The organism is Cupriavidus sp. OTU4054, from assembly GCF_038440175.1.
Classification (GTDB): Bacteria; Pseudomonadota; Gammaproteobacteria; order Burkholderiales; family Burkholderiaceae; genus Cupriavidus; species Cupriavidus pauculus_D.
Genome location: NZ_JASATF010000031.1, coordinates 68,564 through 80,250, shown reverse-complemented (window position 1 = coordinate 80,250; position 11,687 = coordinate 68,564). Strand labels below are relative to the sequence as shown.

General features: G+C 67.3%; 8 protein-coding genes. 4 read left to right on the top strand and 4 right to left on the bottom strand.

The features are described 5' to 3' along the window. Positions 1-995 (bottom strand): DMT family transporter (locus AAHB16_RS27710; RefSeq protein WP_342052509.1); only part of this gene is annotated, 995 nt, incomplete at its 3' end. A gap of 603 nt (positions 996-1,598) precedes the next feature. Here AAHB16_RS27710 and AAHB16_RS27705 point away from each other — a divergent pair. Then, a complete protein-coding gene (locus AAHB16_RS27705) occupies positions 1,599-1,922 on the top strand; it encodes a PadR family transcriptional regulator (protein WP_150375882.1) in 324 nt (107 codons plus the stop codon). An 83-nt stretch (positions 1,923-2,005) separates the two neighbouring features. On the opposite strand, the gene AAHB16_RS27700 is transcribed toward AAHB16_RS27705, so the two are convergent. Beyond that, positions 2,006-4,870: a bifunctional diguanylate cyclase/phosphodiesterase gene (locus tag AAHB16_RS27700; protein ID WP_342052508.1), complete on the bottom strand. Its 2,865-nt coding sequence runs from the start codon at positions 4,868-4,870 to the stop codon at positions 2,006-2,008. A 334-nt stretch (positions 4,871-5,204) separates the two neighbouring features. Here AAHB16_RS27700 and AAHB16_RS27695 point away from each other — a divergent pair, with 334 nt between their 5' ends. Then, positions 5,205-7,190 carry a diguanylate cyclase domain-containing protein gene (locus AAHB16_RS27695; RefSeq protein ID WP_150375886.1) on the top strand — a complete coding sequence of 662 codons (1,986 nt, stop codon included), beginning with the start codon at positions 5,205-5,207 and terminating at the stop codon, positions 7,188-7,190. 60 nt (positions 7,191-7,250) lie between these two features. Here AAHB16_RS27695 and AAHB16_RS27690 read toward each other — a convergent pair whose 3' ends face one another. Then, on the bottom strand, positions 7,251-7,622 hold the full coding sequence (locus AAHB16_RS27690) for a hypothetical protein (protein ID WP_150375888.1): 372 nt from the start codon (positions 7,620-7,622) through the stop codon (positions 7,251-7,253). Positions 7,623-7,866: 244 nt separating this feature from the next. On the opposite strand from AAHB16_RS27690, the gene AAHB16_RS27685 reads away from it, so the two are divergent. Continuing rightward, on the top strand, positions 7,867-8,217 hold the full coding sequence (locus AAHB16_RS27685; protein WP_150375890.1) for a four-helix bundle copper-binding protein: 351 nt from the start codon (positions 7,867-7,869) through the stop codon (positions 8,215-8,217). 151 nt (positions 8,218-8,368) lie between these two features. Next, positions 8,369-9,784 carry a class II fumarate hydratase gene (fumC, locus tag AAHB16_RS27680; protein ID WP_342052507.1) on the top strand — a complete coding sequence of 472 codons (1,416 nt, stop codon included), beginning with the start codon at positions 8,369-8,371 and terminating at the stop codon, positions 9,782-9,784. A gap of 3 nt (positions 9,785-9,787) precedes the next feature. On the opposite strand, the gene AAHB16_RS27675 is transcribed toward fumC, so the two are convergent. Beyond that, a complete protein-coding gene (locus AAHB16_RS27675; protein WP_446718141.1) occupies positions 9,788-11,623 on the bottom strand; it encodes an OPT/YSL family transporter in 1,836 nt (611 codons plus the stop codon). Positions 11,624-11,687 lie beyond the last annotated feature (64 nt).

Below are 11,687 nucleotides of genomic sequence, written 5' to 3'. Positions count from 1 at the left end.
CCCCCCCCCCCCCCCCCCCCCCCCCCCCCCCCCCCCCCCCCCCCCCACCACCCCCCCCCCCCCCCCCCCCCCCCCCCCCCCCCCCAAACGCCGCCGGGCCGCCCCGCGGCGCCGGCCTTGCCCCCCCCCAATACCATCCATACCGCACCGCCAATCAATGCCATGCCCGCGGCATGCGCGGGCGACAGCGTCTCCCCGAGGAAGATCCAGCCCCAGACGATGCCGAACGGCGGAATCAGGAACGTGACCGTCAGCGACCGTACCGGGCCGATGTCGGCGATCAGCCGGAAGTACATGACGTAGGCAATGGCCGTGCAGAACATGCCCAGCGCGAGCATCGCGGCCCAGACGCCCGCCCCCGCCAGCGGCAGCGTGTTTTCGCGCATCAGGGCAACGGCGCTGAACGGCAGCAGGAAAAGCGTCGCGCCGATCAGGCTGCCCGCGGCGACCAGACGGTTGTCGAGCCCGCCCTGCGCCGTGATCCAGCGGCGCGTCAGAAAGCCGGCCAGCCCGTAGCAGAGCGTTGCCACGAGGCAGGCCGCCGCACCCAGCAGCACCACCGGCGAGAACGTGACGGGCCCGGTCCGCGTCAGCACGGCCACCCCCAGCAAACCCAGCACCACCCCGATGGCCTTCGCGCGTGTCAGCGGTTCCGCGAAGAAGAGCGCGCCGATCAGCACGCCCATCAGCGGCGTCATCGCATTGAACACCGCGGAGTACCCGGCCGGCAGCCATAACGCGGCCACGGCATACATCACGAACGGAATGCCGGAGTTGATGACGCCAAGGGTCATCACCGCGCGCCACTTGCCGCGCATGTCCCAGTGCACGCGCATGAACGCCAGGCACGCCGCGAGCGTGGCGGCGCCGATCAGCACGCGAAAGAACGCCGCCGGCAGCGGTCCGAGCACGGGCGCGCCAATGCGAATGAACAGAAAGCTGGCGCCCCAGATCGCGGACAGCGCGAGCAGGCGAACGATATCGTTTGGTTTCATGCGGCAGTGGAGAGATGACGAGATGACGTACGCCTCTGACGTACGGATGGCAGCGCGACGCTGCCGCTTATTGTTGCGCAAAACACACAGCACGCCTGGAAAGCGCCTTCCCGATACCTTCGGGAACACTGCTACCGCGTCCAACAGGCATTACAGCGGCTTCCGAAGCACCCTGCAAGCCGGTTTCGGACCTTTCCCTGCCCGGGTCATATCGCGCCATGGAAATCGGGAATCCGTGGCAAAACAGCCGTTTTATGCACGCGAACGGGGCAAACGCGGGCGTTGTTGCAGATATGCTGCGTTCCCAGCATCACATCGCGAACGCCGGCACCCCCCAAATGGAGGGGGCGCTACCACAAGACGTGACATCGCGTATTCGATTCCTTTAAACTCTGTCCTGCGCCAGAGTTAATTGACCCCTCCGACGCATTCCCGACAAGCCGCCAGGCCCTCCTGGCGGCTTCTTTTTTTGTGCGGAGCGGGAATGGAGTATCGTACGCTACTGGCGCTGCGCGATGGGGGTGAGTTCGCGCGCGTCTGCTTGTAAGCCGGCGTAAACTGTCCGGCGTCAACCGCCACCCCCAGTTTTGCGTTGCCTGCGAAATGAAAAGACAGTTCCTTGGCCTGCTGGCCCGCGTCTATGTGATGCAATTTGCCCTGGAGGTGCCCGCCACGGTCGCCATGCTCGCGGAAATGCTCGTCGAGTACGGGTTCCAGGTCGATATCGGCACCGTACGCCCGCTACTGCGAGCGCTGCAGATGGAAGGCTATCTGGAGAGCGTGTTGCGCGACGGGATCGGCCGGGTCTACCTGCTGACCGAGATGGGCCGCGAAGAACTCGCGAGCAGCCGGTCCCGCATCGACGAACTCTACCGCCGCCTGCATAACCCCGACGGCAGCCAGACGCTGCAGCCCAGCCAGACCTGAGCGCTGAAGTCACCTGAACACGCGGCATGGATCCTCCATGCCGTTTTTTATTCGCGAAGCGTACCCGTTTCTGCGTGGTGATTTCAGATGCGCACAGTGACCACTTCCTGCATGGGCACCTCGAGTCCCGAGGACAGGATCTCGCGCAGGCGCGCGAGGCCGACGGGCGGACAGAACAGGAAACCCTGCACGGCGTCGCAACCGTCGTGACGCAGCACGTCGAACTGCGCCTGCGATTCCACACCTTCCGCCACCACCTGCAGCTGCAACTGATGACCCAGCGTGATGATGGCCGCCGCCACCGCGCGATCATGGCCCGGTGAGGCCACATCGTCGACGAACGACTTGTCGATCTTGAGCTTGCTGATCGGCAGGCGCGTCAGATAGCCAAGCCCCGAATACCCGGTGCCGAAATCGTCGATCGACAACCCCACGCCCAGGTCGCGGATCTGGCGGAACGTTTCGATCGTGGTATCGCCGCCCTCGACGAGGATGCCCTCGGTCACCTCGATCGTCAGGCAGTCGGGCGGCAGGCCCGCCGCATCGAGGCAGCGCATGACGGTCTCCGGGAAGCCCGGCTGGCGCAACTGCAGCGGCGAGATGTTGACCGCGACGTCGAGCTCCCGGTGCAGCTCGTTACGGAGCGCCTGAATGTCCTGGCATGCCGTCGCCAGAATCCATTCGCCGAGTTCGCCGATGAGGCCGCATTGCTCGGCGATCGGAATGAACTCCGAAGGCTGCATGACGCCGCGCTCGGGCGTTTCCCATCCCACCAGCGCTTCCACGCCGATCACATGCCGCGTGCCCACATCGACGATCGGCTGGTACCGCAGATAGAACTCGTGCTCGGCCAGCGCACGCCGCAGCAGCGCCTCGATCGTAAAGCGCGTGAGCGACGCTTCTGCCATCTCGCTTGCGAAGCGGCGCAACTGCGCGCGCCCGCCCTGCTTGGCCGCGTACATCGCCGAGTCCGCGGATTTGAGCAGATCCGTCAGCGAATCGCCGTCTTCCGGATAGATGGCCATGCCCAGCGAGGGCGTGACGCGCAGCGCCTGTCCCGCGAGCTGGAGCTCTTCCGATACGCGCGCCAGAATCTTGGACGCGGCGAGTTCCGCCTCGCTGTCGTGGCGCAGATCGCCCAGCACGACCGCGAATTCGTCGCCGCCCATGCGCGCCACCACATCGCGGGGGCGCACCGCGCCGCGGATGCGGTCGGCGATCGTGCGCAGCACATCGTCGCCGACCGGATGGCCCAGCGATTCGTTGATGTGCTTGAAGTGGTCGAGATCGAGCAGCAGCAGCGCCACGCGGTTGCCCTTGCGACGCGCTTCCTGCAACAGCGTCTCGGTGCGGTCGTGCAGCTCGGTCCGATTGGGCAGCCCCGTCAGCGCGTCGTGCTGCGCGAGGTGGCGGATGTATTCGTCCACGCGCCGGCGCTCGGTCAGGTCGTGCGCAATCGCCAGATACCCGCCCTCGCCGGGGCGCGCATCCGACATCGCGGTCACCGTCACGTGCACGGGCAGGCGCGAGCTGCCCTTGCGCAGATAGGTCGTCTCGCGCTCATCGGCCAGGCCCAGCTGCGGCTTGGCCACCAGCGCGGCCAGCCCAGGCGCGACCAGCGTGCCAAGATCTTGCGACAGGTCGCGTGCGCGCGCGGCCAGTTCGTCCGGATCGTAGAGACTCGCATACGGCATGCGGCTGACGAGTTCGGCCTCCGTATACCAGAGCATGCGCAGCCCCGCGCGATTGATGCTCGTGATCATGCCGGCTTCGTCGAACGTGATCACGCAGAAGGCGGCATGGTCGAGCAGGCGGACGTAGCGCGCCGCGGCCGTTGCCGCATCGAGTTCGGCCTTGCCCAGCGAGGTACGCAGACGTTCGTTCTCCTCCAGGCTCGCATCGCGCGCCCGTTCCGCATGCTCGCGCGCATCGCGCCGTTGCCGCGCCAGCCATCCCGCAAGCCATGCCATGAAGGCCGTGGCCAGCGTCCCCAGCACCAGCACGCGCATGCCGGCCTGGCTGCGGTGCGTGGCTTCGAATGCCGGGCGCGTGGCGGCGTGCAGCGTCCACATGACACCGCCGAACTGCAGCTGCCGTTCGGCCTCGACCATCGGCTTGCGGCCGTCCGCGCGGCGTTCGCCGTCGGTGCCTTCGCCCGAAAGCAGGTTCGGCGCCGTCTTCGCGTTGCCTTCATACAGGCTGAGCACGAGCTCGCCCGCGGCGGGGCCGCTTACCCCACGCATGAGATCGCCCAGGCGCAGCGTCGCATAGACGTAGCCGCTGACCGCTGCGCGGCGTTCGTCGCGCGTGGCGGCGGGCATGCCGGCCGGAAACACCGGTACGTACAGCACGGCGCCGCGCTGGTGCGTCTGCGCCTCGACCTCCCGCACGAGCTCCAGACCCTGCGTGAGCGTGGCATGACCGGTGTCGCGCGCATTCTCCATGGCCGCACGGCGCGTGGCGTCGCTGAGCATGTCGTAGCCGACCGCGCGCGCGTTGCGCCCCGCGAACGGTTCCACGTAGACGATGGGCGCGTAGAGCGGCCGCTCGCCGACGGGATGGATCTCGAAGTCGCCGAGACCTTCGGCGCGGATGGCGTCGATGAGCGCCGGTACCTGCTCCGCCGTGACCAGCTTGACGTACCCGATCGACAGCGTACCCGGGGGCAATTCATCGAACTGCGCCGTATAGACATAGCCGCGCCATTGCGCGCGCGTGGTGGCGGGGTCGGCGGCCATCAGTGCCGCCGCACCGCGCAGCAGACGCTCGTTCTCTTCCAGCCGTGCACGAATCGCGTCGGCCGTGCGATCGAGCAGCGCCGCGGCGTCCTGCTGGGCGACCTGGTTTTCGAGCCGTTTGGCCTGCTGCCATGCGCCGCCCGTCAGCAAGGCCCCTCCCGCTGCGACCAGCAGCGCAAGCAACCCAGGCGATAGGAACGGCAATTTCATGGCAGGACAAATAAAGGCGGCGGGCGGACATGCCGGCGACGGCGGGGCGCGCGGCAGCACGCCCGACACCGCGGGCCCGGCTTATCCAGGGGGCCCGACGCGACGGCGCACTATACCTTGCCGCCTCAAACGCTGACAGTGCCGCGCCGCACACAGGTCACATTGGCGCCACACCGCGCGGAGACCCGCATGGCGGGCTTGCCAAATCCCGGCTTGTCAAACCCCTGCTTCCCCGGCTGACCGAGTCCCATGCAGCGTGCTACCGTGGTGGCTGGCTTGCCACCCGGAACGACATTTGCATCCCTCCGGGCAGCCCCGTGTTCCGTTTTGCCTTATGCCTCGTTTATTGCCGTCGCTGAAAACGCGGATCGCACTGATGGCGGCGGCTCTCGTCGCCGTGTTCGGAGCTGGGATTGTCCTCGGCTCGCTTTATTACGCCCATCGGGATCTGCGCGAGGCACTTCAGAACCAGCAGGATTCGATCGTCAAGCTCACTGCCGATCAGCTCGATACGGCCATGGACGACCGCATCCTGCTGCTCAGCCACCTGACACCGCAACTGCGCGACAACCTCGCCACCAGCCCCACGCAACCGGCCGCCGTGCTGGGTCCGAAACTGCTGCAAACGCTGCAGCGCTCGATCCCGATTCCCACGGCGTTCAACGCACTGATGGTCGCCGACGCGGGCGGTCATGTGCTGACGGCGCTCAACGTGCCGGTAGAGGTTTCCGATCGCAGCTACTTCCGTGAAGCCGCGCGCACGCTGTCGCCGGTAGTCACCGCGCCCATTCGCGCGCGCGTCTCCGGGACGATCGGCGTGCTCGTGGCGGTGCCCGTACTGTCGGACGCGAGCGCGTTCCTCGGCATAGCGGGTGGCTGGCTCGATCTTTCCAGTTCGAACTTTCTGGTGGAACTGTCGCATGTGCGGCTCGGCAACACGGGCTTCTATTGTCTGGTCTCGTCGGGACCGGACCCCGTCTACGTGCAGCATCCCGATGCCGCCCAGCGCCAGCAGCCCGCGCGGGCGGTCGGCGATACCTGCGGCGTGGACGACAACGGCTCCTGGCTCGAATTCCTGACGCCGACGCGGCCCGTCATCGCGCGCTACCTGATGGCAACCACGGGCTGGGAGCTCGTGGCCGTCCTGCCCGCCAAGGAAGCCTTTGCGCCGCTGAAGCAGATGCAGCAACGCTTCGTGCTGTTGTCCGGCCTCGCGCTCGTGGTCGCGGCCGCCCTCCTGTGGCTGGTCATCCGGCGGCTGCTCGCGCCGCTGTCGCGCCTGCACCAGGTGGTGCGCGACAGCGCGGGCGACGCGTCGGCGTTCGAACGGCTGCCGCCTCGCCCGCATCGCGACGAAATCGGCGACGTCACGCGCGCGTTCGTCCGGCTGATGCGCGATGTCCGCCAGCGCGGCCTGCTGCTGGCCCGGAGCGAGCGCCGGCTGCGCGCGGTCACCGATACGCTGCCGGCACTGCTGGCGTTCATCGACATGGACGAACGCTACGTCTTCAACAACATCGCCTACGAGCGCGTCTATGGCATGCCCGTGGAACAAATCCGCGGCAAGACCGTGCGGGAACTGCTCGGGGAGGCCCGCTACGCGCGCGCGCGGCCGCACCTGCAACGCGCGCTTGCCGGCCATATCGTCAGCTTCGACGCCGAGTATGAAGATCCGCAGCCGCACTGGATGGAAATGACGTATCGCCCCGAATGGAGCGAAGACGGCAGTCAGGTGGTCGGCGTGCATATCCACGCGCAGGACATCACGGAGCGCAAGCTGGAAACGTTGCGGTTGTCGCGCATGTCGCAGACCGATCATCTGACGCAGCTGTTCAACCGCAGCGCATTCGAGTCGCATCTGCACGCGGCCATGTCGCGCTGCCGCGACGACGGGCGGCTGATGGCACTACTGTTCCTCGATATGGACCGGTTCAAGGCCGTCAACGACCAGCACGGCCATGCGGTCGGCGATCTGCTGCTGCAGGCGTTCGCACTGCGGCTGCGGCGCTGCGTGCGGGATGCCGACGTGGTCTCGCGCCTCGGCGGCGACGAATTCGCGGTGATTCTGGAGAACATCGAGAGCGCCGCCAGCGCGCGCGGCGTGGCGGAGTCGATCCTCGAAGCCGTGGCGCGCGGCTTCCATTTCGACGGCGTCCCGACCGATGTCGATGTCAGTATCGGCATCGCGCTGTTCCAGGGCGGCGCGATGACCGAGGACGCGCTGATGCGCAGCGCGGACGTGCTGCTCTATCGCGCCAAGACGCAGGGGCGCGGCCGCTACGAGATTGGCCCGTCGGAGCTGCTCGAGGCGGAGCTCTAACCAGCTTTCAGCGCCGAAAGCTGGCCGGGCCGATGTTGCCGCGGCGGTCCTCGGCAGCCTTCAGTGCGGGGTGGACTTGTCCGAAGCGTCCGATGCCTGCGGGGCGGTTGCATCGAACGCGACATGCGTGCCGTCGGCATGCTGGTAGCCGAGCTTGGTGCCTTCTCCCATCATCTTCTCGTAGGCCAGCATCGCTTCGGCCACGGCCTTCGACTCGCCCTTGAAAACGAGTACGTCGTTGCCGCAGTTCGGACATTGCCCACCGAAGATCGCGTCGATGCCACGCAGGCCCGGCGCCTCGAGCGCCTCGAATTCCTTGAATGCCGTCTTGCACGCGCCGCAGACCAGTTGCTGCGGCCGCAGCGCGTCCACGCGCGCCTGTGCCTGTTGCGCCCGCTCTTCGGGCGTCCCGCGCCGCTTTGCTTCACCCATGATAACTATCCTTATCTGCGGCTGACTCGCGCCAAACCCCACCAATATTCATTGAACGCCCACGATCTCGATCGATGTGCGTTCCCTCGGAGCGCGTGCGCCGTTGCTTACGTACGGCGGTGCGTCATTGTAGCGCCGCCCTGCGTATAACGCGGCGCAACGCCACCCCGGCTGCTATTGTGAAAGCAGGCGGTCCGGTGGTTCTGCCTGCCTGACGGCCTCTCACCCCCAAGGAGAATTCCCGATGATCCGTCCCTCAGTGCAGGAAAACTTCAGCCGTTATGCCGCATGCATCGATGCCTGCAATGCCTGCGCGGCCGCGTGTCTCAAGTGCGCGGCGGCGTGCCTCGAAGAACCTGACGTGCGCAAGATGACGCGTTGCATCGCGCTCGACATGGACTGCGCGGGCATCTGCGCGCTTGCCGCCTCGTATATGCTGCGCAACAGCGAATTCGCGCCCCTCGTCTGCGAGGACTGCGCCGAGATCTGCAAATGGTGCAAGGAAGAGTGCGAGCATCACGATGCGTGGCACTGCCAGGAATGCGCGAAGGCCTGCGCGGCATGCATGGATGCCTGCCTCAAGATGACCGCCTGAGCATGACATGCGCATGACACGCCGGTAGAAGACCCCGCGCGCAATGCGCATGAAGCCGACAGGGGCATCGGCGTGTTTCACGACGATTGGCGGACAACGCGGATATTCTAGAGGGCTCTGTCGCCCCTTTTCCTGAATCAGGAGTCCGCGCATGTCCGACAAGTCACCGTCCACCCAGACGTCCACCCGCATCGAGAAAGACAGCCTGGGAGATGTTCCCGTCCCGGCCGATCACCTGTGGGGGGCCCAGACCGAGCGTTCACGGCAAAACTTCCGTATCGGCATCGAGAAGATGCCCCCGTCGCTGATCGAGGCGTTCGCCATTCTCAAGCTTTGCGCGGCCCGCGCCAACCGCGAACTCGGCGTACTCAAGCCGGAGCTCGCCGACGCGATCGAGCGCGCCGCCGAGGAAGTCATCGGCGGCAAGTGGCCGGACGAGTTTCCGCTGTCCGTCTGGCAGACCGGCTCCGGAACGCAGACCAACATGAACCTCAACGAGGTCATCGCCAACCGCGCGATCCAGATGCTCGGCGGCGAGGTCGGCAGCAAGAAGCCCGTGCATCCGAACGACCACGTGAACGCGAGCCAGTCGTCCAACGACAGCTTTCCCACCGCGATGCATATCGCCGCGACACGCGCGATCCAGCAGAAGCTGCTGCCCGCGCTGGAAATGCTGCAGCAGACGTTCGCGCGCAAGGTCCATGCGTTCTCCGACATCGTCAAGGTCGGCCGCACCCATCTGCAGGACGCGGTCCCGCTGACGCTCGGCCAGGAATTCTCGGGTTACATGACGCAGGTCGCCGACGCGCAGTCGCGGCTGCAGCAGGCGATGCTGCGCGCCATGCCCGTGCCGCAGGGGGGCACCGCGGTGGGTACGGGCCTCAATTCGCCCGACGGTTTCGCCGCCGCGTTCGCACGCGCGCTCGCGGGCTACACGGGCCTGCCGTTCGAACCGGCACCGAACCGCTACGCATTGCAGGCCTCGCATGACGCACTGGCCGATCTGTCGGGCGCGCTCAACACCACGGCGTCGTCGTTCCTCAAGATCGCGAAAGACTTCATGCTGCTGGGTTCGGGCCCGCGCGCGGGCTTTGCCGAACTGATCCTGCCCGCGAACGAGCCGGGCTCGTCGATCATGCCGGGCAAGGTCAATCCCACGCAGGCGGAGGCGCTCGCCATGGTGTGTTGCCGCGTCATCGGCAATCACACCACCGTGACGTTCGCGAACGGCCTCGGCACGCTCGAGCTCAACGCGTACAAACCCGTCATCATCTACAGCCTGCTGCAGTCGGTCACGCTGCTTGCCGATGCGGCCGCGAGCTTCGCCGAGCATATGGTCGAAGGGGTCGAGCCCGATCGCGCGCGCATCCAGGAGTTGCTCGAACGCTCGCTGATGTCTGTGACCGCGCTGAATCCGCATATCGGCTATGACAAGGCCGCCGACATCGCCAAGCTCGCCGTGAAGAAGAACCTTTCGCTGCGCGAAGCCGCGATCGCGTCGGGCCACGTGACCGAGGAAGAGTTCGGCCAGTGGATCGACTTCAAGGGCATGACGAAAGAAGTCTGAGGTCTAGCCGCCCAGCGCGGCGGCCAGACCTGCCAGCCCGATCGCCAGCGCGGCCAGCGCGTCGCCGGCGATCAGGCCACCGCCTACGAGCGAGGTCGTCGTCATGTCCTCCGGCAACGCGACACGCTCGCCACTGTCCGCGCGCTTCGAGGCGCGATGGTCGGCGAGGCTCGCGAGCACGCCACCCGCCGCCATCCAGGCGGCCGCGGGCAGATTGACGAAGCCGCCGAACGATGACGCGTACGGAGAGGGCAGGATGGCGGCGTCCAGCAGGAAGTCGCCGATCTTTCCCGCGCGGCGCGTGGCCACGAACCGCCGCCAGCGCGCCGATGCGCGAATCGCCTTGCGCAGGATCTCGGTCACGAGCCCGATCGCAAGGCCGATCCATACGGCCAGCCGCTGATACGGCCGGTCTTCGGTCATGCTGCGCAGCGCGCCGACGATCTTGTACGTCATGGCCGAGGTCCAGCGCGCGGGCTGCTGATCGGCGGGCAGCACGGTCTGGTCGAGCCGCAGCACGGGATACGCGCCCATGAACAGGCGCGCGAGCCAGACCGCGAGCAGCGCGCCGACCACGATGCCCGCCACCTGATAGCCGAACTGGATCACGCGGTCCGTGCCGAGCCGCCAGCCGGTCGAGCGATCCTGCTGCATGTCGGACGCGACGGAGGTGGATACCAGTAGGACCGTGGCCGCGATCAGGCCCACGTGCGGCTGGTGCAGTCCCATGGCCGCCATCAGGATCACGGTCAGCACGAACGCCGACGAGATCGGGTTCTGATCGACCATGCCGACCGAGATACCGTTGACGAGCGCGAACAGCAGCACCAGCAGCACCGCCATCAGCTGGTAGCCGAGCGGCTGACCGAACCAGACCATGCCCGCCACGACTACGGCGAGGCCCCACACGACGACCCATGGCACGACCCACGTCAGGGACGGCGATGTCCGCGAGGCCGCATGCGCCGCCAGATCGAGCGGTGGCCCGCTGCGCGAGCGCCATGCGCGGGCCAGCAGCAGCGACACATCGACTGCCGCGGCGCCCATGATCATGCCAAGCGCAATCAGGAACGTGATCTTGCGATAGGGATCGCCGGGCGCAAGCCACCCGATCGATACGAAGAACGGCGTCAGCAGCCAGCCCGCGAGCCCGCCGACGAGCGCCGCCAGGCCGATGCGCGCGCCGACGATCATGCCCGCGCCGAACGTCGAGGCGGACAGGTCGATCGCGCCGAGGAACGCCACACGCGATGCGCCGATGCCGCACAACACGCCCAGCCCCATTCCGCCCGCGAGCCGCGCGATCGAGCGCCGCAACAGCACGGGATCGGTCAGCGCGCGCAGGATATTGGCCACCGCGAGTCCCGACGGAAAGGTCAGCTGCATGCGGTCCACGAGCAACGGGGTGTAGAGCATGCCCACGCCCACACCATACATGCCGATGCACAGCATGTAGGCCACCAGCTGCCAGAGCGGCGGCTCGGCCAGACCCATCCACCCCATCGCCTGGATGATCACCGCCATGCCGCCCATGCCCGCCACCGACGCGGCGGCTGTCTGGATGTAATTCGCGCCGTGGCGGCCGGCCGCGCCATATCCGACGGTCACCGCGGAGCCGAGAATGCCGGCAAGCACCTGCCCGCCGACGAAGAACCCGAGCGAGAAGTTCATATACGCCGCCGCCACGCTGCCGAGCGGCCCGAGCACGAGCATGCCCGCGGCACCCAGCAGCAGGTGATAGCGCCAGCTATCGGGCGCGGGCAGCCAGCGCCAGCGGCCCGCGTCGGGCGGGGGCGCGACCGGCGATGGCGGAGCGGGAGGCAGCGGCGTCGAGGACATGCCCGCAAGCCTAGCGCGTCGGGCGCGCTTGCGATAGGCCGGCGCGGCCAAAGTGGGCCCGTAA

What these genes read in the sequence shown, in the direction of transcription:
- fumC (WP_342052507.1), top strand. Translation starts at nt 8,369, where the DNA reads ATGTCCGACAAGTCACCGTCCACCCAGACGTCCACCCGCATCGAGAAA.
- AAHB16_RS27690 (WP_150375888.1), bottom strand. Translation starts at nt 7,622, where the DNA reads ATGGGTGAAGCAAAGCGGCGCGGGACGCCCGAAGAGCGGGCGCAACAG.
- AAHB16_RS27700 (WP_342052508.1), bottom strand. Translation starts at nt 4,870, where the DNA reads ATGAAATTGCCGTTCCTATCGCCTGGGTTGCTTGCGCTGCTGGTCGCA.
- AAHB16_RS27705 (WP_150375882.1), top strand. Translation starts at nt 1,599, where the DNA reads ATGAAAAGACAGTTCCTTGGCCTGCTGGCCCGCGTCTATGTGATGCAA.
- AAHB16_RS27675 (WP_446718141.1), bottom strand. Translation starts at nt 11,623, where the DNA reads ATGTCCTCGACGCCGCTGCCTCCCGCTCCGCCATCGCCGGTCGCGCCC.
- AAHB16_RS27695 (WP_150375886.1), top strand. Translation starts at nt 5,205, where the DNA reads ATGCCTCGTTTATTGCCGTCGCTGAAAACGCGGATCGCACTGATGGCG.
- AAHB16_RS27685 (WP_150375890.1), top strand. Translation starts at nt 7,867, where the DNA reads ATGATCCGTCCCTCAGTGCAGGAAAACTTCAGCCGTTATGCCGCATGC.